This is a genomic window from Paraburkholderia sp. EB58 (genome assembly GCF_050436665.1).
Taxonomy (GTDB): domain Bacteria; phylum Pseudomonadota; class Gammaproteobacteria; order Burkholderiales; family Burkholderiaceae; genus Paraburkholderia.
This window is the reverse complement of record NZ_JBNDMQ010000044.1, coordinates 17295-39877: the sequence shown is the minus strand read 5'-3', so window position 1 is coordinate 39877 and position 22583 is coordinate 17295. Positions and strand designations below refer to the sequence as shown.

Below are 22583 nucleotides of genomic sequence, written 5' to 3'. Positions count from 1 at the left end.
AATGAACTCGCTGAGAGAAGGATTCAGTTATCAAGAAGTGCTGCAACCCGGCTTGCCGTCGCCTTGGCCGATTGTGGATTCTGACCGGTCACGAGGCGCCCGTCGGTGACCACGTTCGAGACGAACGGCACCAACGCCTTCTCGTACAATGCGCCGCGGCGGACCATTGCCTGCTCAGCGTTGTAGGGCACCTTGCTGGCGACCCCCGCAAGCACTTCTTCGATCCAGGAATAGCCGGTAAGCCGGCGTCCGGCCACCAGCAGCGCGCCGTTGGAGAGCTTTGTGTTCAGCAGACCGCAATAACCGTGACAGACGGACGAGACGATTCCGCCACGCTCGTAGATGTCGGGCGTGATTCGTTGCAGAGGCTCGTCGTCGGGAAAGTCCCACATGACGGCGTGGCCGCCTGTGAAATAGATCGCATCGAAGTCCACCGGATCGATCTGGTCGGGAGGCGTGGTTGCCGAAAGCAGCGGCTGCCGGCTCCTGTCGTTGAGCCATTCCTTCACTGAAGCATCGGCAAGGGGCCACTTAAGGGAGCGCGGCTCGAGCGGCGAAACACCGCCTTTCGGACTGACGATCTGCTGCTCATATCCCTTTTCGCCGAAAACGTGCCATGCATGCGTCAGCTCCGACAGCCACAAACCGGTAGGCTCAGTCTGGTCGGCATAATTGGCGACGTTGGTGACGACATGCAGTATGCGTTTTGTCATGTTGAAACATCCTTTCACTGTGCGGCGAGGTGACGCTGACCTAGCGGGACCTTACCGGTCGCCGGCGGTTTGCTTATCCCAGCGCCTTGACATCGTCGGACAGGAGGGTCGGGCTTGCCATCTCGCCGCGGCGCATTCTCGACAGCACTCTCGTCGCGTTAGTCGCGCAATCGATCTCTGCTGGCTTGGATTCGATCTCCGCGATCAACGAGACGAGATGCGCTTTGCTCTGCGCCAGTCGTGCTTCCAACGCTTCGATGTCCTGCACCTTGAGGCGAAGCGTTTCGGGCAACTTCCCGTGTTGCCACTGCGTCGGATCGGGCGGCAGCAGCATGCCAATTTCATCGAGGCTGAAGCCGGCCTTCTGCGCCGTCGCAACCAGATCGAGTACCAGTAGGGCCTCGGCCGGATAGGTCCGGTAGCCGTTTGGCTGGCGTTGGACAGTCTTCAGCAGTCCAATGCGCTCGTAAAAGCGGATGCGTGACGGGGTCAGTCCCGTGCGCTCCGAGAGTTCCCCGATCTTCATAGGCTCGATACTCCATCGTGATGTCGAAATCCGCTTCTGCGTGACGCTCGTTGCGGATCTCCGCAGACCTGCATATTGCTTCCAGCTCAATCAAAGGCCCTCAGACGCACGGGCAGATTCAGAACCACTTGCGCGTCCTTGACCACGTCGAAGCGAACAATTGTCGAGACACCCAGTCCGTCGAGAAGCTGGCTCAACGGGCCGCCGCTACGCACCAGCTTTACGTTGCGCGGGAGAACGCGTTGAGCGAACGATAATGCGTTGGTCTGGACCGAAGTTTGATGCCATTCACCGTCGATGACGTGCACCATTGTTGACGTTCCCATGTGAGATTGCGGCGTGACGCTCTGCAGTGCGGGCAGCGGCGCGCTCAGTACGAGATCCGGCTTTCCGTCGAGGGCGGATATGCTGGCTTCGGCGCTCGTACCAAGATCAACGTTGATGCCAGCCAGCCATTTGGGAAGCTGATAACCATACACCCCACGCACTCGCGCTATCTCGGTGGTGACCGGGAGGGCCAGGACGTGCGCGAAAAAGCTGCGACGCCGCATCGAGTCAAGCAATTCGATCAGCTGCGCCCCACGCGCGCCCGGGCGGCGGATAACGACTGCAACCGAGACCTCGTCGTAGGGATCGTTATCGCATACGGAGTACGAGAAGAAAGTCAGCGCCACTAACCCGTAGCCGGGAAATGCATGCAAGGGCTCAAGAGGCGTCGGCAGCGCGGACCGCAATCGCTCCAACGGGGCCAGCATCAGGACCTGGACACTGCTCGTGCGGTAGTAGAAATTCGGCGCCCATATCGGGCCGACCCGTGACTCGACCTGATGCTTCGGAATTCTGCGGAAAAAATCGATGTTCCCGGCAGCGGGATCGCGCGCCACTTCGTCGAGGTTCGGATTCATGCGGAAACGGTCGTAGTATCCACCTTCGATCACTTCAACCTTGTGTGATCCAAACTCGATCTGTGTGAACCGCCTGTCCATATCCCTTGACCTTTCTAGATGGTTGACCTGCGCAAGGTCGTGATAAACGGATCGCCCCTGCAGGACATACTCTAAGATTCAACTCAACTTCAAGGTCAAGCATTTCAGCGCAGCTAATTCATCACGACCTCGTAATAGCCGACATACGTCCGGCGGGAAACGTCCCGCCCGTTCATCAACGTGAGTTTTTCTTTCGCTCCGGCACGACCCCGCTTTCGCGAAGCCGGCCCAGAACCCACTCCTTTCTGTCTGGACAGTTCAGACCTGCTGGTCTGTTTTCGATGCTCTCAATGGCGACGAGTAGCTGCGCCCTGTTCTGATTCAGGCGTTCCTGCATCTTTTCGATCTCGGTCACTTTATGCCTCAGCGCATCGACCAATTCGCCATGCTGCCACGAGCCCTGGCCCGTTGGCAGCAGTTGCCGGATCTGTTCGAGAGAGAAGCCCGCGCGCTGGGCACTGGCGATGATTTCGAGCATCGACAGCGCTTCCGCAGGGTAGTCGCGATAGCCGTTTGCCGTCCGCTCGACGGCCGCGATCAAGCCCGTCGCCTCGTAGAAGCGGATGCGGGACGCGGTGAGGCCGCTGAGTTCTGCCAGTTCGCCGATCTTCATGTGGCACTTTTAAAAAGTGTTGACCTTGAAGTTCACTTTAATCCTACAGTTAAAAGACGGTCAAGCAAGGCGTCGATGGATTTCCGCAGACTGAAGAGCCGTACGATAGCCTGACCGGCCGCGACCAGGCGCACGTGGTCAAAACAGCAAGTAATCCGGGCGGCCTGCCCAAACAGGTCTTCGACGATCTTCAGGCGCAGCTCGCGGCTAACCGGGCGCAGTTTTACTATGACGTTCCCGCGGGTCCTTTTTACGGTTACAACCGGCCCAATGCGAAGCCTTCTGATGGAATTATCTGGAACTGGTGGCGGCAGGGCATGATGGGTAGCGCGAAGGCCCACTACGACGGTATCGTCGCGTTCTCGCAGACGGATTTCACCGAAGACCTGAAAAGCACCACCATTCCTGTTCTGGTGATGCATGGTGACGACGATCAGATTGTTCCTTATCCGGATTCGGGGCCCCTCTCGGCGAAGCTGGCGAAAAACGGTACGCTAAAGACCTACCCCGGTTTTCCTCACGGCATGCCGACGACCAACGCCGACGCGATCAATGCCGATCTGTTCGCGTTCATCAAGGAGTCGTAAAGCCGTCAACAGCGTGCGATCGCGCCGCTGCTGACGCGTACAGGCAAATCAACGAGCTACCCACGGGTGGCTCGTTCCGTTTTGAACCCATTGTCAAAGACGCACGACGCTTCCCGGAAACCAGAGGTCTTGCACGCCCGCCAATCGCGCGCCGGTAAAACTCGTGCGAATCAAAAATTGCTTGACCTTGAACTTAACCTAAAACTTAGAGTTGCAACACGATCAATTGAGGTGTTCCTATGAACGTGTTCGACAAGCTGATTCTCCCCAACGGTTCGGTCGTCCCCAACCGTATCGCCAAAGCCGCCATGGAAGAAAACATGGCGGACGCCAGCCAGGGTCCATCAGAAAAATTGATGCGGCTCTACGAGGCGTGGGCAAACGGCGGCGCAGGCCTGCTGATAACGGGCAATGTGATGGTCGACAGCCGCGCCATGACGGGACCGGGCGGCGTCGTCCTGGAAGACGACACGCAACTGACCAAATTCGCGCGATGGGCGCAGATCGGCAGATCCAGAGGCGCACAGTTCTGGCTGCAGATCAATCATCCCGGTCGTCAGATGCAAGCCAATCTTGGCCAGCAGACGTGGGCGCCTTCTGCCATACCGCTCGACCTGGGCAAGCTGTCCAAACGTTTCGCTACGCCGCTCGCGATGACGCAGGAAATCATCGACGACGTAATCGTACGATTTTCCCGTACCGCGCGACTCGGAGAGCAGGCGGGATTCACAGGCGTAGAAATTCACGCTGCCCATGGCTACCTGTTGAGCCAGTTTCTTTCGCCGCTCACGAACCGGCGAACGGACGAATGGGGAGGAACGCTTGCGAACCGCGCGCGTCTGCTACTGGAGGTTGTCAAGGCGGTTCGTGCCGTGGTTTCGCCGCACTTCTCCGTTGCTGTCAAGCTGAACTCAGCCGATTTCCAGCGCGGCGGCTTCACTGCCGACGACGCCCGGCAAGTCGTTAAACTGCTCAACGGTTTGAAAGTGGATCTGGTTGAACTGTCCGGCGGCAGCTACGAAGCGCCTGCCATGCAGGGGGAAGCACGTGACGGTCGCACGTTGGCACGCGAAGCCTATTTCGTTGAGTTCGCACGCGACATCCGGAAGGTGGCGGAGATGCCAATCATGGTCACGGGAGGCATCCGCCGCCGGCAGATCGCAGAACAGGTGGTCAACAGCGGTGTGGACATGGTCGGAGTGGGCACCGCTCTCGCGATCGAACCCGATTTGCCCCGGGCCTGGCAAGGCGGAAAAGACATGGCTCCTGAACTTTCACCGATCACCTGGAAGAACAAGACACTGGCTTCGCTGGCGAACATGGCCACCGTCAAGTTCCAGTTGCGCAAGCTAAGCCTTGGCCTGAAAACCGATCCGAAGGTGTCGCCGCTGCGCGCGTTGATTCTGCAGCAAACAACTGATGCATGCCGAACTCGCAAGTACAGACGCCTGATGGCGCAACGGGTAATGTGACCGAGCTGACTGGACCAACTAATACCTATGACTGCGGGCTGGCATCGTCAGGAACCGTTCTTGCAATGCTCTTTCCGACTGGCCGCTAACCGTCCGCTATCGGACTACCGGATGGTGCTGCGAGAATAGGGACGAGTGGCCGTAGTTGGCCGAAAAATGAGCGGACGTATGCCTCTCTTACCTTGAGAGAAAACCACCATCTACCGTTAGCGCGTGTCCGATGATATATGTCGATGCAGGCCCGCAAAGCCAGAGTACTGCGCCCGCGACTTCTTCCGGCTCACCGAAACGTCCGATCGGTGCACGCGTCAACATTCTCCCAACAATCTCCGGATCATAGTGATGGGTGACCTCTTCACACATCGGCGTCCTGAAGATGCCAGGGCAAATCGCATTGATGCGAATATCCTGGGCTGCATATTCATGGGCGGCGCTTTTGGTGAGCCCGATCACCGCATGCTTGCTTGCACTATAGACCGAGCGGCCCGGGCTACCCACGAGGCCGCCAATCGACGAACAATTGACGATGGTCCCGTAGCCTTGGGGCACCATGTGTGCGAGTTCGCATTTCATGCAGTTCCAGACTCCGCGCAGGTTGACGCCCATGATGCGTTCGTACTCGTCATCGCTGGCGTCGAGCAAGGGAACGGCGTCGCAATTCACGCCCGCGTTATTGAAGGCCGCATCGAGTCGGCGGTACGTTTTGATTGCCTGCTCGAACGTTGCCTTGACCTGTGACGCATCGGAGACGTCACATGTAAATCCGCACACATTGTGTCCGGCCGAGCGCAGGTCATCGGTTGCGATGCCGATCAGCTCCTCATTCCGGTCGACAAGGACGACAGATGCTCCGGCCTCTGCAAAAGCTTTGGCTGTCGCCCGACCGATTCCACCACCAGCGCCAGTGACCAATGCCACTTTCCCACCAAAATCATCAGACATGCAATTCCCCTTCCGTTCTGGCAAAGCGATTCCCCCTCAGGGGTTCTCACGCCACGGCTCGCTCCACTAGCAGAGGGGATCGGAGCCATGCGATTGCTCAATTCACATGAGCTCAATGCGCGACGAAGCCTCCATCGACTGGTAACGCTACACCAACGATCAGGCTGGCCCCGGGACTGCATAACCACAGCACTGCTGCTGCGACTTCCTCGGGCCTGCCCATTCGACCAATTGGCTGATCTTTGAGGAACACTCTCATCGCCTCGGGATCAATCTCCTCGCCCATCGGTGTGTCGATGCAGCCGGGGCAGATCGCGTTCACCCGTATGCCGCGTGCGGCGACGTCCAGGGCGGCGCTCTTGGTCAGGCCAATCACGCCGTGTTTGCTGGCGTGGTAGGCTGCGCGTCCCGGCAGGCCGACAAGGCCACCGAGCGACGAGCAGTTCACGATCGCGCCGCTGCCCTGTTTCTTCATCTGCAGCAGTTCGTGCTTCATGAAAGTCCAGATGCCGCGCAGATTCACAGCCTGAACCTCGTCATAGCCGTCGGCGGATTCGGCGGACATTTCGCACATCGGGCCCAGGATTCCGGCGTTGTTATAGGCCATGTCGAGGCGACCGAATTCGGTGACGGTGCGCTCGACTGCGGCCCTCGCCTGCGCTTCATCGGATACGTCGCAGACAATGCCAATGGCGCGATGCCCGGCGGCCGTCAACATCTCGGCAGCAGCATTGAGCGTCTTGGCATTCCGGTCCACCAGCGCAACGGCAGCGCCTGCTTTGGCGAACGCTTTTGCGGTTTCCAGCCCCATTCCCGAGCTGGCGCCCGTAACAAGCGCGACCTGACCTTTGAAATCGTAAGTGGGGTCCATATCAAATACTCCTGAAGGTTGAGGGTGCTGTCAGCACAATCGGTGTTACCGTCCCCGATGGCCTGGGCGGTGCGATATAACGACCAATAACCACCCGGACGATGTACGCCTCGTCGAACTTTAGCGATCGGCGCTTGACGCGAAGCTGTCTGCTACACGCTGCGGACGGTGTTCTGACCCAGCAGAAAATCAAGCATCATTTCCTGGACCGCATTGACCATCTCGACGCCGCTCGCGGTCTTGCAACCTGCTGACTGAGCCGCCTTCAAGAGCGGCGTCACGCCGTGCCCGGCAATCACGTCACCCACGAACATGGATGAATCCAGCAGGTCGGCAGAAACCGGAAGCGGATCGGTTTCGGCGAATCCCATCGGAGTCGCGTTGAATACCAGAGTGCATCCAGCTGGATCCGCCGGGCCGACCCGCATACGGCCCTGGTCAAGGCTGGAGGCCAGAGCCTTTAGATGCGTTGCGCGAGATTCGTCTGCATCATGAATGATCAGTTCGCGTACCCCCGCGTTGAGCAACGCGATGGCGATCGCGCTGCCCGCCGCACCGGCACCGATCAGCAACGCGCGGCCGTCCTTCACCCGCGCGCCGTGATCCGTTTGCGCTTTCACGAACGCGAGGCCGTCGAGCATGTCGCCGTGCCATGTACTGTCCGCATTGCGACGCATGACACTGACGCAACCAAGCAATCGGGCAGTATCGGAACTGGTGGCACAGCAGGCGAACGCCGCGACTTTGTGCGGCATCGTTACCAGCAGGCCGTCGACGTTCCCTGTCAACGTCAGCGCCCGCATCACCTGCTCAAGATCGGATTTGGCCACCAGCATGGGTATGCATAGACCGTTGTAGTCTCGTGCCTCGAAACTGCGGGTCAATTGCTGCGGCGATTTCACAAACCTGATCGGGTCGCCGATGATTGGGAACAGACGCGTGGCGCCATCGAGCTTTTCAGGCATCCGGTTTCTCTCGCATTGATTCAACAGGGTTTCCGGCGTTCAGGCGCGCGGCAGGATTTTGACGGTCGCGGCGCGTGACCGTGTGCCTGTCATTGAATTCAGATAAGCGCTGGTGCGGTATTTCGCTCGGTAAGCAGCGTCGATACGTACATTGAGTTGATCCACGACAGGCTCGAAGCTCACGTCTCGCGTCATTCCGGCGATACTGATCCGGCCGCCCCGTTGCCGCATTGCAGCCTGATACCAGCGGGAGGCGTGGCCGTTGTACGCGCGCACGTAAAGGTCGCCATCGACGACAACCGACCAGATCCACGTCGGGGTTCCACAGGTGACGCCATCGTCGCGAAACGGCGAGACATGCAGGTCGTCGCTCACAGCGATCGCTTTGATTTCATCTTCAGACCGCGATGTCATCCGTCTACATCTCCAGGTTCTCAATCGGCCGCCGCAGTGCTGGGGAGCGGATCATCCGGGGCGCTTTTCAAACACGTCCTTGACGACTGGAAGTGCTGTAAAGACATTCGGCCAACCTGCATAGAACGCCAGTTGCGTCATGACTTCCGAGGCCTGTTCTTTCGTCAGTCCGTTATCCATTGCCCGGTTCAGGTGGTAAGTCAGCTGTGCGACCTGACCGGTGGCAACCAGCGCGCTGACCGTCACGAGACTCCGGTCTCGCGGCGCCAGCCCTGGCCGCAGCCACAGGTCGTTGAACAGCGTGTCTCGCGTGAATTGAACGACGCCTGGCGAGACCGCGCCGAAGTTGTGTTGCACCGCGGTCTCGCGCTGGGCTTCTGCTGCCTTGTCGAGTGGTAGAAGTTCAACGGACGCCGGCGGGAGCTGCGCTGGCGTAATTCCACGTCTTTTGAATACAGTGTCAGTTATCTTCACAGCTGCGGTCGCGTTGGCCCAACCGGTATAGAACGCAAGGTGCGTGTTGATCTCCGAAATCTCGCTGGGCTTGAGGCCACTGTCGAGCGCGAGATCGAGATAGAACGGCAACTCAGTGCTCTGATTGCGCGCGATCAACACCGAGAGCGTAACGACGCTTCGGTCCCGCGCCGAGAGTTGCGGACGCTTCCAGAGGTCGCCCAGCACGACATCGGTCGTATAGTGCTCAAGGGCGGGCGAAACGGTATGCATTCCGTCGACCATGTTGACGAAGGAGGAGTGATCCTGACCTTCCATATCAGTTTTCCTTTCGATTTGCGAACAGGCAGCGACGCCGAACGAGAGCGCCAGTATCGCTGCGAGTAATCTCATTGGTCGGCTCCTCACCGGCGCTCGCACGTTTGAGAGTCGCCGCGCTGGGTTGTGTTGTTCCGAAGGCACGTACCCGATCGGCGGCCTGTCTGCAAATCTGACTTCCACGTACGGCGCCGATCATTTAATTTGCAATGTAATGCACTCACTCATATACGACTAGGCGTTAGAATCAGCAAACACATATGAAGCGAGTTCATTAATGCGTCGCGAAAGTTATAACGATTTACTGGCGCTGATCGCGGTCGCGCGTGAGCGCAGTTTCACCCGGGCGGCCGCACAACTCGGCGTATCGCAATCTGCTCTGAGCCACACCATTCGCTCACTCGAAACCCGTCTCGGGATGAGACTACTGATCCGAACCACGCGCAGCGTCTCACCGACCGAGGCGGGCGAGCGCCTTCTTCGGACCATCGCTCCCCGCTTTGAGGAAATCGATGCGGAACTGGCTGCCGTCACCGAATTCCGGGACAAACCCGCAGGCACGATTCGCATTACCGCGACTGACTACGCGACAGAAACGGTCCTGTGGCCCAGACTGTCGAAGGTCCTACACGACTATCCGGATATCAAGGTCGAGATCACAACCGACTATGGCCTTTCCGATATCGTGGCGGATCGCTATGACATTGGCGTTCGCCATGGCGATCAGGTCGCCAGAGACATGATCGCGGTGCGCCTCGCACCGGAAATGCGTATGGCGATTGTCGGTGCGCCGGGATACCTCAAGAAGCACGCACGGCCGAAGAAGCCTCAGGATCTGACCGGACACCAGTGCATCAATCTGCGTTTGCCGACGTTGGGTGGCTTCTATCCGTGGGAGCTCAAGAAGGGGAGCCGAGAGGTGCAGGTTCGCGTCGATGGGCAACTCGCCTTTAACGGGACCTACCAGATGCTGGCAGCGGCGCTGTCGGGATATGGCCTCGCGTACATTCCGGCAGATCTGGCCCAGGAGCATATCGAGGCGGGGCGTCTCGTCAAGGTACTGGAGGACTGGTGTCCCGTCTTTCCAGGCCTGCACGCCTGTTACGCAACCCGCCGTGAGTTCTCCAGGGCGATGACGGTAGTAATCGACGCAATCCGCTATCGCGATGACGAATCGAAGACATGACGTGCGATTCATGAACCCGGCTCATGGGAGCTTGCGGTTTCAAGGGATTTATCACTAGTTACCGACGATCTATCATCTATCTCTAACGACCACCGCGCGCGCTTCCTCCATCAGGTATGCAGCGCTTTCGCAACTGCAGGCCCAGCCCTGCATGGAGATGATGATGGACTATAGATATCTGGGTCGCAGCGCCCTCAAAGTTTCGCCCCTCTGTCTGGGTGCGATGATGTTCGGCGGCGAAACGGATGAGGCCACGTCGCGCCGGATCATCGACAAGTCTTTCGAGCAGGGCATCAACTTCCTCGACACCTCCGACGTGTATCACGCCGGCCGGTCCGAAGAAATCGTCGGCCGCGCGATTGCGCAGCGACGCGACGACTGGGTCGTGGCGACCAAGTTTGGTTACCCTGCGTCGGCGACGGCTCGCCCCAACGAACAGGGGCAGTCGCGCAAATGGATTTACCAGACGGTCGATGCCAGCCTGAAGCGCCTCAGAACCGATTACATCGACGTTCTCTACTTCCATCGCTCGCTCAACGATGCGCCTCTGGAAGAAGGCGTGCGTGCGATTGGCGACCTCATCCGTCAGGGCAAGGTGCGCTACTTTGGTTTATCCAATTTCCGGGCCTGGCGCGTTGCGGAAGTTGTGCGTCTCGCCGATCAGCTCGGCATTGATCGCCCGGTTGCGCTCGAGCCGGTGTACAACATGGTGGATCGCACGGCAGAGGTCGAACTGATGCCTGTTGCCGGACATTACGGCATCGGTGTGGTGCCCTACAGCCCTCTCGCACGCGGCGTGCTGACTGGCAAGTATGCGCCCGACGGTGCCCCACCTCCCGATTCGCGTGCGGGTCGAGGCGACAAGCGCATCCAGCAGACCGAATGGCGACCGGAATCGCTCGCCATCGCGCAGAAAGTCGCGGCGCATGCTGCTGAACGCGGTACGACTTCGATCGCGTTTGCTATCGCCTGGGTGTTGAAGAACAAACTCGTGAGTTCCGCTATCGCCGGTCCGCGCACGGAAGCGCATTGGGACAGCTACATGGATGCACTGCCACTGCAACTCGGACCTGACGACGAAAAGTTTGTCGACAGTCTGGTTCCTCCGGGGCATGCGTCGACGCCCGGCTATACGGACCCGAACTATCCGGTCGAAGGACGTCGGGTGATTGGTTGACCTGCCGGTTCGTAAGGAGCCGCAAGCACTCCGCGTCTGCGGGTGCTCGGCGGCTCTAGCGCTCAACAAAGCGAGTTGAATCTGTCGCCGATCACGCATGTCCCATTTATTGCGTGCAGCGGCCATTCGCCATCAGCAGTCCAGTGCCGGCCTCTGGCACTGAGTCGATGGCGACCGACTCTGGACCCGTTGCGGCCGGTCGACCCTATCATCGCGACGGGCCGCTGCTCTGTCATTTCCGGACGTTCGGGCGTCGTACCGAAGTGCCAAGCACCACGCTGAGCTCTATTAGGCGTCGGCCAAAGCCCACCGACCTCCACGGAACCAGCATCGGTCATCTGGCAGATCACCGGTGCGATGCAGGTGTGTCACGGAGCGCCAGTCACCTTTTTGTAAGGCCGCGTCAAGAGCGGCTTCCGACGCATCATCGCGTCCTCCTTCGCAGTGCGGTATCTCGAATTGAACGCAAGGGTGAGGAATATCTCGCCCGTTGGATTTCTGCGGTCGGCGTCTACCCCTGCGGACGATAGCAATCCTTTGCTCACGATTCGTCTCGAGACCCTTCGGACTTACACGCGGACATGCTTCCGCACAATACTACTGAAATTGTTTGCGTAGTTCCGCCGCATCGACCGTGCGCTTACGACCTGGAAGCGGCCGTTCGCGAAGACGTCCGAAGCCGTCTCCACTGGCCGAGGGTGGCCCCAGTCAGTCAAGCGAAGGCGAGCATCGGTAAGCAGGCCCTTTTGTGCGCTGACGCTCCCGCGCAGCGAGCCGTTGCAACGCCGCGAAGCCGAGCAGTGCGAGCGCGCAGCCGAACGTGAAGTCGGCACGGCCTCCGGCCATATCGTCGATGCCTCCGCCAACGGACGAGCGTACCGCCACCTGGACCACGCCGACGAAGAGCGCCGAGCCAGCCTCAGGCGCACCGGCGATACCTCGCTGGATCCAGACACTGCAGCACAAGGGCAACGCGCCATATTTCGCACGAAAGGTACAATTGCAGCAGCTCGCGTAACGATACTGAAGTTTTCGTGCTGGCCAAATTACTTCGCGATCTGACCAGTGCAACTGACGAAGAAACGACGCCACGCGAGTTGCCCACAGCTTCCAGAGCTCAGCTCCTGCCGGCGCAAGCAATCAAGGCTGCGATGAGAAGAGGCAGATTTCTCTTCTCAACAACCGGGGACGTAGCGGCTGCTGAAAAGACGCGCCGTTCCGCGGGTAGCCCGGCCTCCACGGAATTCTGCTGAACTGTCGATTCAGGTCAGAGCGCCACGATCTGTCGCAATAGTTCCAGCGCTTTAATCTCATCCAGCCGCCCAGTCCGTGCTTTCCCCGCGAGCGTCTTGATCAGCGCTTCTGCTATTGGTTCAATGCCTATCAGATCACCCAAACTCGTCACGGGAGCAGAACGACGCGGCTCCGCAATGACCTCCGTGACGGAGGCCGGCGCAGGCTGCTGGTGAGAGGCGGACGGAGGGACATCGTTGTCAACAGTTTGCCGAATCGCCAGATCGGAGGTAGGCGGGAGTACTGGATCGAGTTGCTCCACGACTGCCTTCGTCACGACGGCGTCGCTGACGTGATCCGCCCCGGACGGTTGGGCGTGTCGATCGCTCGCGGTTTTCGCCTTCTTGCCCGCGGACTTTCTTGCCACCGCAGCTTCCGGCCTTATCTCAGCTGATAGCTCCTGTTGATCAGATGCAGGTCGACCCGACTGTGGATCAAGCAGAGCCGACACCGACTCCGGAATGTCCGTGACTGAACGCGGAATGTCCAGCCAGGCAGTTGGTAACCCGAGGCGTTCAGTGAAACGGCTGGCTTCGGCGTCGTCCATGCGCTTCTGCCCATACAGACGATTGTCCAGGTTGGAGGCGCTGATACTCATTACCGCGCCGAGTCGCACCTTCGATCCCTTACGGGAGGTGAGTACGTGCAGGTTGGCGCGACGAATGTTTTGCAGAGCCGCCACGTCGTTCAACGGCAAGGATTGCTGGGCCCCCGACTTCACGGACGCTTTAGCCTTCGCTGATGCTGGTTTCGACGAAGTAACCGTGGCAGTCCTTGCCGCCGTGGGCTTGCTCTTCGCGACGGCCTGTGGTGAGCCGCCCTCGGTTCTCTTTGACATTTCTGGTTCCCTGGGCAAACGGTCAGTGGGGGTGGGGTGGTGGTTCGCTGGTATTGCAGGAGCCGGTTCCGATGCCTGCTCGTCCACCGATTCCGGTTCAGCGTTACCGCGAATAAAGTCAAGCGGCGCCCTCAAACGACTGATGGTCTCGGATGTGAGGGCGGGGTTGGGTTGATCGAAAAAGCCATCGGGTAGCCCGAGCGTCGTTTCAATGTGGAAGGCCGTCTCGGGTGTGAATCTCTCGCCGTTTATTAATTCGGCCACGCGCGCCAGGTTGGAATCGAGTCCCAGTGCAATATTCTCTGCGCCCACCGCATCGACCAGCCATTTAAACGAACGCGTTTTGAAAATGGATGCCGTCTGGGTTGGATCCCGCGCAGGTGGCGCGTTTACGTATGGCCTGTTCTGTCGATGAGAAGTCGATGGTTGGCGCGATTGACGCGGGGCCTTGTCTCGAGGTCCTGGATATCGCCCATGTGGCTGACTCATAAAGTGGAGCTCTCCGCCGGTGAAGTCACTATCAATGCGGGGATTATAAGCGACGGGGTACTCACGCCCGGCTTGTCGTTAGCCAACGAGCCATTCTGGTGACCCAAACGCTCACGGCGTTGTTCCAGTCGGTTGTGGCGCCAATAGCGAAAGCGAGCGAGAAGCCGCAGTTTGCGCGTCAACTCCGCAAACTGAACGCCTGGCTATCCAGACGACAGGCGCGGTAGTCTCTGTGAGCCGCACGTCGGTCAGACCGAGTGGGCCTTAGCGAATGCGATGCATCAGTTCGATCCCGGAGATCGTAACGGTGGAGTAGTCCCTGAAGCGTTTGAAGCCGAGCATGACGTCCACCCGCGATTTGACGTTGCGATGATTCCGGTCGATCCGGTTTTCAGGTACCTGGATGATTTCAGCGTTGTCTCTTCAGGCAGAAGTCCTTCTACTTTCATCTCGCGCGCCGCACGATGGGACGCTGCGAAGCCGTCGGGCGTAATCGTTTCTGGAGCGAGTCCCTGGCTTCCGATCGCCTTCGCGAAGAACACCTTTGCTGCGGCAACAGCGCCTGGCGCTGAGCCTGCAATCGACCGTCCTTCCTGCCCAGTCAACTGCACGATAAAGGCAGACCTCACTGCCTCGAATCTTCGCATACGTCTCGTCAACCCGCCACGCATTAGACCAGCTTGCTCGAGACCTGAAAGCAGCGTTTCCAGACATGCGCGGATTTTCCCCACGCAACTTGAAATATATGCGCGCACTGGCGCAGGCTTGGCCTGACGCGGAGTTTGTGCAGCAGCCTGCTGCACAATTACCATGGTTCCATCGCTATACCTTGCTTGACAAGGTCAAGGGTCTAGAGCAGCGAGACTGGTATGCCGGCAACGCGCTCGAGCACGGCTGGTCGCGTCAGGTGGTGATGATGCACTGCGCGCGACAACTAGCACACAGGCCTCCTGCGTCTGTCTGTACCGCCGATCGTACTTTTTCAGCGCCGCCAGCCGCGTTTTCGCACCATCGAGCGCGTGTCGATCCTGCATGGCGGCCGACGACCAGGCTGCGCGGAAATGTTGGCCTGCGATCACCGATTCGCCGTCAATGTCGACGTGCTTCCGGAACAGCATAACAGGCCGAAGAAGTGCTGGCTGATGCGGCGGAGGGAGCTGAATGGTGGCTGGACGTCGCGGTATTGCGCGATATCGAAGGCCGTGGTTGACCGATGCAGGACTCACTCGAATGACTATCGATATTTCCGATGCGTAATGCTTTGCTGCTTTGTCGGGCTGTGACTACCTTACGGAAACTGGACTGAGTTCGTATCGATTCGACGAGGTCATGTGTTCCACGTTGCGCTGAACTGTCGCCGTTCGCCCACGCGCCGATGCTATGGCTGACCCGCCCGGCGAGCCATTGCCGCACGCCGGGCGCTCGATGCGAAATTGCGGTACTCGAACATTCGTTGTGGTCTGGCGTCTCGCTTCGACGTCATCAGCGAGACCGGCGAGCACCCGCAGCGGCGCATCGCTGCCGCTCTGGAGTAGCCGGTATGGGTTTCGAGTCCTATACGGCACTTGCTGGTCGCTTCGTCAACCTAGCGCAGGACACGTTGGGCTTAGCTGTCCCGGCGCGGTGACGTGCAAGCGATCACCAGTGTATTCCGCGCAATCAACGCGCTTACTGAGGATGCCGCTCGCGGCACGCGGCGCGAACTGCGCCTGTTTTGGGCAGTCGCTGCGGCGTAAGCAGGGTCCCACCTGCAGCAATGCGGCGCCGAAGGGCGACGTTTTCACGCGCACCGTGTGTCTTGCTGATCGAATCGCTATTGCGCCGCTGTGAGTTTTAGTCCGGGTCGCGACGCCTGCGCGGTCTCCAGTTGGCCTTTGCGCTGGTCGGCCACCTGCTCGATCCCGTTCCTTATGACTTCCTCGCAAAACGCCAGGCGAGCGCGGAAGTAGTCCGCATGCAATTGCGCATCAAGGATTCGCTGCTCCGCCTGGAAAAGCTCTAAACGCAATTGCCGCAGCGCTCGTTCGGCTTGCTTCTCAGGCGTGAGTGCGTTGTGCACAGCCCAGTTTGCGATCCACCTCAGCATGGCGAAGTCCTCCTGTCGTTGGATGCTCGTCCTCTGCTACGTCAAAGGCTACCAAAGTCTGGGATAGACGTGTGGTAAATAGCAGGTGTCAACTGTTGCAAACCGCACACAGGTCCGTCCGATTTCCCGTATCGCGGAAACGGGTGTTCGTGGTAAACCGCGCGTACCTATCTCCGCCCGGCCGACTCTTCTGATCCCGCAAACCCTCACCTGTAAAGGCGCCGTGCTCCGGCGCAAACAGATCTTCGTTCTGTTTGTTGACACTTTTAGCTGAGCACCCTCGACGAAGCAGTTGTTGTTCGATGCGCCGTCCGCCCACCCGTCGCCTGCCGGGTAGCTATGCGGACGTCTTGCGCACATTAATCCCTCGATGCCGACATCGAACAGGAAGCGTGCGTGGGCCTCGGAAATCATGGAGACCATCGAGTCGTTGCCGAGGTGGTTCGCGCCGTTGATATCGGTGACGCGCACCGTGAGATGCGTCGAGTAGTAAAACTGGTCTTCGGGAAACTGCAGCTGAATGCGGGCTATGGTGTGAAGCTCGGGGGTGGGTGGATGCATGCGCACTTGAAGGGCGCCGAGGCGTTAATCTAGCGGTCCGAGGTGCGGGGCTTGCGTAGAGCGCAATACGTTGATCGCATGCAGGCGATCATGTCGAGCAGGCTGTCCAGTATCGTGGGTGCAAGTAATTTTGTTACCACTAGGGAAACGCTGATTGTGCGACACGTGCTGCTGCCCATAGCGTGTCGGACGTCGAGTAGTGAGGGCAGCAATTATGGCGATGTCGCGATTATGTGCAGTTCCACGTCACGAACACCCGTTCGCCGTGCCGCGATTGGCCATGCAGTGAGGTCGTGGCGTGGATTCTGCGCATAATTACAGGCTTTCAAGGAACTGCATCAGGCGGTCGGGCGGTCGATACCGCGAGATTTTGCTCTGAGGTGGCTGCAAAGTATTGAGCGCGCTCCTTCATCGCGAGGTTGGCCTCGACGTACATGCGAGTTGTGGCCGGGCTTTCGTGTCCAAGCCACAGGGCGATGACGCTCAGGTCAACTCCCGATTGCAGCAGATGAGTGCCGGTTGAATGTCGAATGACATGCGGCGAAACAGGATGGCTTGATAGTTGATGGCATTGCTCAGTGGCCGTCCGGACGGCGAGTTTGAGCCGATCCGTTACGTTGGAGCGCGTCATCGGATTTCCTGATCGATTGGGAAACAGCATCTGGTCAGGCGATGCCCCAATCCGTTGCAACCAGTTTCTGATTTGGCTCGCAGTTGAGCGCCACAAAGGTACCGTGCGCTGTTTCCGGCCTTTGCCGTGGATATGGGCACAGGGTGCTTTACCCAGAACGACGTCCCCCACCCGCAAGCGGATCAGTTCGGAAACGCGTGCGCCAGTATTGTATAGAGTTGCGAACAGTACCCGGTCCCGCTGCCCGCACCAGGTGTTGGGGTCGGGTGCGGCGAGTAGTGCCTCGATCTCGTCACGAGAGAGGTGGCCGATGAGCCGTCGGTCAAAGCGTTTCATCGGGATGGCCAGAGTGCTTTGGATAGCAGTCAGCGCAGAAATATCTTTGAGTGCCGCGTACTTCAGAAATGAACGGAGGGCAGCAAGCCGCGCATTGCGGGTGCGCGCACAATTATGTCGGTCGTCTTCCAGATGACGAAGGAAGGCCAGCACGAGATCTACGGTGATGTCCGCTAACGCCAGGTCGACAGGTGACTTACGGAGACGCGCCTGGGCGAACTGAAGGAAGAGTCGAAACGTGTCCCGATAGCTGGCTATCGTCTGCGGACTGGCTGCCCGCTGTTGCATCAGGCGCTCAACGAAGAATTCCTGTAGTAGCGCGGCGAAGTTTGACGACGAAGAATGACCTTGCCTTTTGGACATGACAGACTCCTTCCGTAAAGTGCTCAAAGCGCTGGGCTGCAATCGCCATCAGTTCCGGGATGCCAGTCAGATACCAGTAGGTGTCGGTCACCTTGGCGTGCCCTACATAAGTCGATAGCATGACCATTGCGTTGTCGACGTCCACCCCTTGCTGGTACCAGAGCAACACCCGTCGACAGATAAAAGCGTGCCTCAGATCGTGGATGCGTGGAGCCGGATGATCACCACGGGCGATCCATCCCAGTTGGGAGCGCAAGGACCCGAAGACATCCTCAACCGTGCTGATCTTCATACTCCTTCCGTACACAATGAAGAAGTGATCGCTTAGCGTGACGGGCCAATCGTGATCGCGTAGCTATACATAGCGCCCGAGTTCCTGCACGACGGTTGGATGAAGAGGGACGACGCGGGATTTACGATATTTCGTTTCACTAATCATTAACAAGCCGTGATCCAGGTCGACATCTGCGCGTCTCAGATTAAGCGCCTCAGAAATCCGCAGTCCGGTGGCTGCAATTAGCCCGAACAAGGGAGATCCGGGCACTACTCGCCGCCGCTGCAGCCATGCCCTCGAAGGTGCGGTCAACGGGCCTTGATGACCGGCCCGGTCGGAGAAGCGGGCAAAGTCGAGGAGCCGGCGTCCCGAGCACCGCAGGTCGAAACCGAGACGACGTCTCGATGCAAGGTAGTCCTCAGCGAGCGATACCATCCTGACTGTACGCTTCATGATGCTCTCCCCGGCTAGGGCAGCGCGACGCGGGCGAGGCTGCTGATATCGATCGTGGTGTAAATCGCGGTAGTATCCAGGCAGCGGTGTCGAAGGATATCTGCGATCTCCTTCAAGGGAACGCCTGCCTGGACCAATCGCCCTCCTGCGCTGTGTCGCAGAACATGGGTTCCCCGCCGACGTGGATCATTGCCGCATCGGGCGTGAGCGGCACGGACAGTATTGCGAACGACGCTCGAACCGACGGGTTCAATGAGCGGAGCGCGATGCCGCAGAAATGCCGCCCGGCTATCGGAGACCGGGCGGCCGTCAGTCAGGTATTGAGCAATTGCGCGGCCCGTCCGGGGCGGTAATGGAAGCACATCTGTTCGCCGTGCCTTACCTGTGTGTAACCGCAACGTCCCATGTGCCAGTTTGGATCGTCCAGCTGTAGCGAAGCCACTTCGCCGGCGCGTAGTCCCAGGTCGACCATACACCGGGCCATCGCGTAGTCTCGGCGGCCGATCGCGGATTTGCGATCGAATGCGTTGAGAAACCGTTCCAGCTCCGCCTCAGATAGCGTGTCTGGTAACGATTCGAACCGCCACTGGGCGAGTTGCGGAATCCCGGCAATAAGGCTCAGGACGCGATCTCCGTGCATACCCTGGAAACGCAAGTAGCTCCGTAGTGCAATCTCAAGGACTTTGCCGGTGCTCGGCTTGCATCCTTCGAGGTGACTCACGACAAATCGATGAATGTGTTCCGGTTTGACCTGCGCCATATTGATTCTCGATGCGCCGAACCGTTCCGACAGAAATGTCCGTACGATGCGCGTGCGCAACCTCCTCGTCGATGAGGCCAGCCCGCAGACCTGGTCAAGGTGTGCGTCAAACTCCCTGATCTCCTCCTGTATCCAACGGGGCGTGAAATCAGGCCGACGGGATATGTCCGCCCTCTGGCGCAGCACGACAAGCAGATGCTTCAAGGCCTGCCTAACATGGTTCCTGGATCGTGGTGTGCGCAATGGGCAGTCGCACTGAGGCAGGTGTTCATCCAGAAAGTAGCGTATCAACGCTTCGTCAATCTGACTGAGTTTGGCGCGTCGCTTGCGCAGCCAATACGCAAAGTGCGCGACGCAGCACGAATACTTACGGACGCTCCACGACGAATATCCTCGCCCAATCAGATACGTCAAATACGCTTGATAACTGGGTTCGAGCACGCCGTCCATCAACCATGCCCGGGTCCGCTGCAGTAATACGACATCGTTGTCCATGATGTCCCTCCTCAAAAAGCCGAACTGCCTCCTGAGGAAAGCACTCTTATTATGCGCAGTCTACTGTGACCAAAAACCTGCCTGCAGCCAGCAACGGGTGTTTGAGGTGTGGCGCTGCGCATAATCGCGACATCGCCATAATTTCGTCCCTTTCCGATGACCCTCACGTGTGCGCCGGTGCCAAGCACCACGTCATCGCGATTGAGCCCGGTCATCTCGGACAGGCGCAGACCGGTCTGTACTGCGACCAATAGAAAGGCGTGGTCGCGTCGGCCAGACCACCTGCCTTGATCAGGCGCGGCAAGCAAGGCGTCGACTTCTGGAGGCGTCAGGAAGTGGATCAGCGTACGGGTGAAGCGCTTGCTGGGGATGGCAAGCACCCGTTGGATCTGGGCGGAATGGTCTGGTGCTTCGTAAGCGGCGTAGAGAAAGAAGGAATGAATCGCCGCGAGGCGCAGATTTCGGATGCGAACGCTAACGCCGTTGTTCTTCTCAATTTCGTCCAGGAACGCGACGATCAGAGGAGCATCGATGTCTTCGAGGTTTAGCTGCGACGGGGACTTGTGCAGGCGCTGCTGCACGAACTTAAGCAATTGACGATAGGTATCGCGATAGGCACCGATTGTGTGAGGGCTCGCCTGACGCTCTTCCACCAGGCGCTGCGTGAAGAAGCGCTCCGGTTCACGATGTCCGAGGCCCTTCGATTGGCGCGCCAATCCCGATGTGGAAACAACTGACTGGAGAGCCCGTCGCGGGAAAACTTCACACCGGGTTCGGAGGGAGCCGTTTCCTACCCCTATCCTCATCGCTAGAATCGGTCCGTCACAAGCGGCATCCGGGTAGCCACGCCCAGTCGCTTCGTAGATGAAGACAAGTGCCATCAAACGAGATACATTAATGTCACGCTGGGTGACTGGTCGGACCGGGGAGAATCGGAACAATGGATTGAGGCCAGTGTTCTGAAGTCGGTCACTGACGCGGTCACATGCGTCGATGCACGAATCCTTTCAGTCCACCTTTTCACAGGTCGCGTGTTCGTTTTGCTCGTCGTCAGGCGAGCCCAATGGGCAGAACTGGTCGCGAGACGCCTTGGGACAAGCGTGGCGCAACGTACCAGCTTGGTGTCGCGTGTTCCAGGCGCTGCGAAAAGTCGCTCCGATGGTGAAGATAGCCGCCGTTGTCCCCGAGGAGCAGCATTTCATCCTCTTGAACTTGTCGCCCGGCCGGGCGCAGAGACGGCTTGCCTTCGCCGTCGTGCTGGCCTTTCTGGTCTCCTGTTTCATCACGACTGGGCCACTGTCGACTCTCCAGCCGGGAAGGCTCGACGTAATCCCGCCTTATGCTACGGCGATGATCGTGAACGATTCGATCACCGCCGTTCTGCTATTCGCCCAGTTCTCCATCCTGCGCTCGCGTGCCATCCTTGTGATCGCAAGTGGGTACCTCTTCACAGCGCTCATGCTATTCCCGTGGATGCTGACCTTTCCAGGCGTCGTCACGCCGGGTGGCCTGCTTGGCGCCGGGCTGCAGAGCACAAACTGGCTCTATATTCTGTGGCACGCCGGGTTTGCGATGTTCGTCACCGCGTATGCCCTGTTGAAGGACGCTGATCCGGCGAAGCGATTGTGGCGGGGCTCCGTAGGTGCGGCCATCCTTTCGAGTGTCGCGCTGACGGCGGCCGTCGTGTGTGCAGCGACTTTTCTTGTCACAGCGGGAAATGTGCTACTGCCGCGCATGATGCTCGATACGGTCCGTTTTTCTACCCTCTGGCTTTATGCCGCCGGGTCCATGGCGCTGTTGAGCGTCCTTGCGCTCATTGCGCTCTGGATCCGGCGGCGTTCGGTACTTGATCTGTGGCTGATGGTGGTAATGTTCGCTTACGTCACAGAGTTATTCCTCATCTCGTATCCCGTTCCGGCCCGCTTCAGCACCGGCTTTTATGCTGGCAAGGTCTGCAGCCTCTTATCCGGCAGCCTCGTCCTGTTTGTCCTGTTGTATGAAATAACGAGGCTTTACGCGCAGATGCACCGCGAGAGCGAGCGGCGCTATCGCGAGTTGCAGACGGAGCTCGCGCACGCAAATCGCGTCGCCACCATGGGTCAGCTCACGGCCTCGATTGCCCACGATGTCAAGCAGCCGATTACTGCGGTAGCAACCTATGCTTCGGCCGCTATGCGCTGGCTGGACGCCAGGCCGACGAACCTCGATGAGATCAGGCAGGCACTCGATGGCATCGTCTATGAGGCTACGCGCGCTGGCGGCATCGTTAGCGGAATTCGCGATCTGGTCAGGAAAGTGCCTCCACGCAAGGACAGGGTAGACATTAACGAGGCGGTCCTCGAGGTGATCGAACTGACGCGGGGCGAAGCGGCGAAGAGCGCCGTCTCGGTACTGACAGTACTCGGGGATGCCTTGCCGCTTGTCCTGGGAGATCGCGTACAGCTGCAACAGGTGATGCTCAACCTCGTCATCAACGCGATCGAGTCAATGAACGGCGTCAGCGATGGTGTGCGCGAACTGCTAGTCAGCACCGAGAATGCTGACTGTGGCTACGTGCTCGTGTCGGTGCGCGATTCGGGTCCACTCTTTGCTCTGGACCGCGCCGAGCTCCTTTTCACACCCTTCTACACCACGAAGCCCACCGGGTTGGGGATGGGCCTGTCGATTTGCCGTTCGATTATCGAAGCACACGGCGGACAATTGTGGGCAGGCGCGAACCCGCCCTGCGGCGCCGTTTTTCAGTTCACGCTGCCTGTCCATCCAGATGTTTGATTGTGTTGC

At 59.1% G+C, this 22583-nt stretch carries 22 protein-coding genes and 4 pseudogenes; 6 read left to right on the top strand and 20 right to left on the bottom strand.

The window, feature by feature from the left end; genetic code table 11:
• Positions 1-23: 23 nt before the first annotated feature.
• The 4 genes from P3T40_RS38695 to P3T40_RS38680 form a co-directional block, all read right to left on the bottom strand.
• Complete coding sequence (locus P3T40_RS38695; RefSeq protein ID WP_429272968.1) at positions 24-713, bottom strand: type 1 glutamine amidotransferase domain-containing protein; 690 nt, start codon at positions 711-713, stop codon at positions 24-26.
• A 73-nt stretch (positions 714-786) separates the two neighbouring features.
• The gene (locus tag P3T40_RS38690) at positions 787-1239 is read right to left on the bottom strand and encodes a MerR family transcriptional regulator (protein WP_429272967.1); all 453 of its coding nucleotides are present in this window, start codon (positions 1237-1239) and stop codon (positions 787-789) included.
• An 86-nt stretch (positions 1240-1325) separates the two neighbouring features.
• On the bottom strand, positions 1326-2225 hold the full coding sequence (locus P3T40_RS38685; RefSeq protein ID WP_429272966.1) for an acetoacetate decarboxylase: 900 nt from the start codon (positions 2223-2225) through the stop codon (positions 1326-1328).
• 175 nt (positions 2226-2400) lie between these two features.
• A complete protein-coding gene (locus P3T40_RS38680; RefSeq protein ID WP_429272965.1) occupies positions 2401-2838 on the bottom strand; it encodes a MerR family transcriptional regulator in 438 nt (145 codons plus the stop codon).
• A 134-nt stretch (positions 2839-2972) separates the two neighbouring features.
• On the opposite strand from P3T40_RS38680, the pseudogene P3T40_RS38675 reads away from it, so the two are divergent.
• Positions 2973-3425: pseudogene (locus P3T40_RS38675) on the top strand (alpha/beta fold hydrolase); the annotation flags it as partial.
• Between the two features lie 239 nt (positions 3426-3664).
• Complete coding sequence (locus P3T40_RS38670) at positions 3665-4897, top strand: NADH:flavin oxidoreductase/NADH oxidase family protein (RefSeq protein WP_429272964.1); 1233 nt, start codon at positions 3665-3667, stop codon at positions 4895-4897.
• Positions 4898-5074: 177 nt separating this feature from the next.
• On the opposite strand, the gene P3T40_RS38665 is transcribed toward P3T40_RS38670, so the two are convergent.
• From P3T40_RS38665 to P3T40_RS38645, 5 genes are all read right to left on the bottom strand, one after another.
• Entirely contained in the window at positions 5075-5839 is a 765-nt protein-coding gene (locus P3T40_RS38665; protein WP_429272963.1) for an SDR family NAD(P)-dependent oxidoreductase, read from the bottom strand.
• Between the two features lie 112 nt (positions 5840-5951).
• Complete coding sequence (locus tag P3T40_RS38660) at positions 5952-6710, bottom strand: glucose 1-dehydrogenase (protein WP_429272962.1); 759 nt, start codon at positions 6708-6710, stop codon at positions 5952-5954.
• Between the two features lie 152 nt (positions 6711-6862).
• The gene (locus P3T40_RS38655) at positions 6863-7675 is read right to left on the bottom strand and encodes a shikimate dehydrogenase family protein (protein ID WP_429272961.1); all 813 of its coding nucleotides are present in this window, start codon (positions 7673-7675) and stop codon (positions 6863-6865) included.
• Between the two features lie 39 nt (positions 7676-7714).
• Positions 7715-8089, bottom strand: a complete 375-nt coding sequence (locus P3T40_RS38650; protein WP_429272960.1) for a DUF2255 family protein — start codon at positions 8087-8089, stop codon at positions 7715-7717.
• A 51-nt stretch (positions 8090-8140) separates the two neighbouring features.
• Positions 8141-8935 (bottom strand): carboxymuconolactone decarboxylase family protein, encoded by a 795-nt coding sequence (locus P3T40_RS38645; RefSeq protein WP_429272959.1) that lies wholly within the window; start codon positions 8933-8935, stop codon positions 8141-8143.
• Between the two features lie 202 nt (positions 8936-9137).
• On the opposite strand from P3T40_RS38645, the gene P3T40_RS38640 reads away from it, so the two are divergent.
• Both P3T40_RS38640 and P3T40_RS38635 read left to right on the top strand, forming a co-directional pair.
• Complete coding sequence (locus P3T40_RS38640; RefSeq protein ID WP_429272958.1) at positions 9138-10046, top strand: LysR family transcriptional regulator; 909 nt, start codon at positions 9138-9140, stop codon at positions 10044-10046.
• A 163-nt stretch (positions 10047-10209) separates the two neighbouring features.
• Positions 10210-11223 carry an aldo/keto reductase gene (locus P3T40_RS38635; protein WP_429272957.1) on the top strand — a complete coding sequence of 338 codons (1014 nt, stop codon included), beginning with the start codon at positions 10210-10212 and terminating at the stop codon, positions 11221-11223.
• A 708-nt stretch (positions 11224-11931) separates the two neighbouring features.
• Here P3T40_RS38635 and P3T40_RS38630 read toward each other — a convergent pair.
• The 3 genes and pseudogenes from P3T40_RS38630 to P3T40_RS38620 all read right to left on the bottom strand — a co-directional run.
• A complete protein-coding gene (locus P3T40_RS38630; protein ID WP_429272956.1) occupies positions 11932-12189 on the bottom strand; it encodes a hypothetical protein in 258 nt (85 codons plus the stop codon).
• A 301-nt stretch (positions 12190-12490) separates the two neighbouring features.
• A complete protein-coding gene (locus P3T40_RS38625) occupies positions 12491-13843 on the bottom strand; it encodes a hypothetical protein (RefSeq protein WP_429272955.1) in 1353 nt (450 codons plus the stop codon).
• A gap of 201 nt (positions 13844-14044) precedes the next feature.
• A pseudogene (locus tag P3T40_RS38620) lies at positions 14045-14512 on the bottom strand (DDE-type integrase/transposase/recombinase); the annotation flags it as partial.
• Position 14513: 1 nt separating this feature from the next.
• On the opposite strand from P3T40_RS38620, the pseudogene P3T40_RS38615 reads away from it, so the two are divergent.
• A pseudogene (locus tag P3T40_RS38615) lies at positions 14514-14757 on the top strand (DUF1016 N-terminal domain-containing protein); the annotation flags it as partial.
• Between the two features lie 899 nt (positions 14758-15656).
• Here the strand turns inward: P3T40_RS38615 and P3T40_RS38610 are convergent.
• The 8 genes and pseudogenes from P3T40_RS38610 to P3T40_RS38575 all read right to left on the bottom strand — a co-directional run bounded on the left by P3T40_RS38610 (position 15657) and on the right by P3T40_RS38575 (position 20518).
• The gene (locus tag P3T40_RS38610) at positions 15657-15929 is read right to left on the bottom strand and encodes a hypothetical protein (RefSeq protein ID WP_429272954.1); all 273 of its coding nucleotides are present in this window, start codon (positions 15927-15929) and stop codon (positions 15657-15659) included.
• 48 nt (positions 15930-15977) lie between these two features.
• Positions 15978-16460 carry a hypothetical protein gene (locus tag P3T40_RS38605; protein WP_429272995.1) on the bottom strand — a complete coding sequence of 161 codons (483 nt, stop codon included), beginning with the start codon at positions 16458-16460 and terminating at the stop codon, positions 15978-15980.
• Between the two features lie 345 nt (positions 16461-16805).
• Positions 16806-17820 (bottom strand): annotated as a pseudogene (locus tag P3T40_RS38600) (tyrosine-type recombinase/integrase).
• Complete coding sequence (locus P3T40_RS38595; protein WP_429272953.1) at positions 17753-18112, bottom strand: hypothetical protein; 360 nt, start codon at positions 18110-18112, stop codon at positions 17753-17755. Before P3T40_RS38595 ends, P3T40_RS38600 begins: the two are co-directional and overlap by 68 nt.
• Before the next feature lie 63 nt (positions 18113-18175).
• On the bottom strand, positions 18176-18529 hold the full coding sequence (locus P3T40_RS38590; RefSeq protein ID WP_429272994.1) for a tyrosine-type recombinase/integrase: 354 nt from the start codon (positions 18527-18529) through the stop codon (positions 18176-18178).
• A gap of 32 nt (positions 18530-18561) precedes the next feature.
• Complete coding sequence (locus P3T40_RS38585; protein ID WP_429272952.1) at positions 18562-18909, bottom strand: tyrosine-type recombinase/integrase; 348 nt, start codon at positions 18907-18909, stop codon at positions 18562-18564.
• The gene (locus tag P3T40_RS38580; protein ID WP_429272951.1) at positions 18861-19802 is read right to left on the bottom strand and encodes a tyrosine-type recombinase/integrase; all 942 of its coding nucleotides are present in this window, start codon (positions 19800-19802) and stop codon (positions 18861-18863) included. The genes P3T40_RS38585 and P3T40_RS38580 overlap by 49 nt, the downstream gene beginning before the upstream one ends.
• A gap of 11 nt (positions 19803-19813) precedes the next feature.
• The gene (locus P3T40_RS38575) at positions 19814-20518 is read right to left on the bottom strand and encodes a tyrosine-type recombinase/integrase (RefSeq protein ID WP_429272950.1); all 705 of its coding nucleotides are present in this window, start codon (positions 20516-20518) and stop codon (positions 19814-19816) included.
• A 442-nt stretch (positions 20519-20960) separates the two neighbouring features.
• On the opposite strand from P3T40_RS38575, the gene P3T40_RS38570 reads away from it, so the two are divergent.
• Positions 20961-22574 (top strand): sensor histidine kinase, encoded by a 1614-nt coding sequence (locus P3T40_RS38570; RefSeq protein WP_429272949.1) that lies wholly within the window; start codon positions 20961-20963, stop codon positions 22572-22574.
• The last annotated feature ends 9 nt before the right edge of the window (positions 22575-22583 follow it).

Excerpts from the sequence above, each read along its gene's own strand:
- P3T40_RS38695 (WP_429272968.1), bottom strand. The coding sequence starts at position 713 with ATGACAAAACGCATACTGCATGTCGTCACCAACGTCGCCAATTATGCC.
- P3T40_RS38690 (WP_429272967.1), bottom strand. The coding sequence starts at position 1,239 with ATGAAGATCGGGGAACTCTCGGAGCGCACGGGACTGACCCCGTCACGC.
- P3T40_RS38685 (WP_429272966.1), bottom strand. The coding sequence starts at position 2,225 with ATGGACAGGCGGTTCACACAGATCGAGTTTGGATCACACAAGGTTGAA.
- P3T40_RS38680 (WP_429272965.1), bottom strand. The coding sequence starts at position 2,838 with ATGAAGATCGGCGAACTGGCAGAACTCAGCGGCCTCACCGCGTCCCGC.
- P3T40_RS38670 (WP_429272964.1), top strand. The coding sequence starts at position 3,665 with ATGAACGTGTTCGACAAGCTGATTCTCCCCAACGGTTCGGTCGTCCCC.
- P3T40_RS38665 (WP_429272963.1), bottom strand. The coding sequence starts at position 5,839 with ATGTCTGATGATTTTGGTGGGAAAGTGGCATTGGTCACTGGCGCTGGT.
- P3T40_RS38660 (WP_429272962.1), bottom strand. The coding sequence starts at position 6,710 with ATGGACCCCACTTACGATTTCAAAGGTCAGGTCGCGCTTGTTACGGGC.
- P3T40_RS38655 (WP_429272961.1), bottom strand. The coding sequence starts at position 7,675 with ATGCCTGAAAAGCTCGATGGCGCCACGCGTCTGTTCCCAATCATCGGC.
- P3T40_RS38650 (WP_429272960.1), bottom strand. The coding sequence starts at position 8,089 with ATGACATCGCGGTCTGAAGATGAAATCAAAGCGATCGCTGTGAGCGAC.
- P3T40_RS38645 (WP_429272959.1), bottom strand. The coding sequence starts at position 8,935 with ATGAGATTACTCGCAGCGATACTGGCGCTCTCGTTCGGCGTCGCTGCC.
- P3T40_RS38640 (WP_429272958.1), top strand. The coding sequence starts at position 9,138 with ATGCGTCGCGAAAGTTATAACGATTTACTGGCGCTGATCGCGGTCGCG.
- P3T40_RS38635 (WP_429272957.1), top strand. The coding sequence starts at position 10,210 with ATGGACTATAGATATCTGGGTCGCAGCGCCCTCAAAGTTTCGCCCCTC.
- P3T40_RS38625 (WP_429272955.1), bottom strand. The coding sequence starts at position 13,843 with ATGAGTCAGCCACATGGGCGATATCCAGGACCTCGAGACAAGGCCCCG.
- P3T40_RS38610 (WP_429272954.1), bottom strand. The coding sequence starts at position 15,929 with ATGCTGAGGTGGATCGCAAACTGGGCTGTGCACAACGCACTCACGCCT.
- P3T40_RS38595 (WP_429272953.1), bottom strand. The coding sequence starts at position 18,112 with ATGAAGATCAGCACGGTTGAGGATGTCTTCGGGTCCTTGCGCTCCCAA.
- P3T40_RS38590 (WP_429272994.1), bottom strand. The coding sequence starts at position 18,529 with ATGGTATCGCTCGCTGAGGACTACCTTGCATCGAGACGTCGTCTCGGT.
- P3T40_RS38580 (WP_429272951.1), bottom strand. The coding sequence starts at position 19,802 with ATGGACAACGATGTCGTATTACTGCAGCGGACCCGGGCATGGTTGATG.
- P3T40_RS38570 (WP_429272949.1), top strand. The coding sequence starts at position 20,961 with ATGGTGAAGATAGCCGCCGTTGTCCCCGAGGAGCAGCATTTCATCCTC.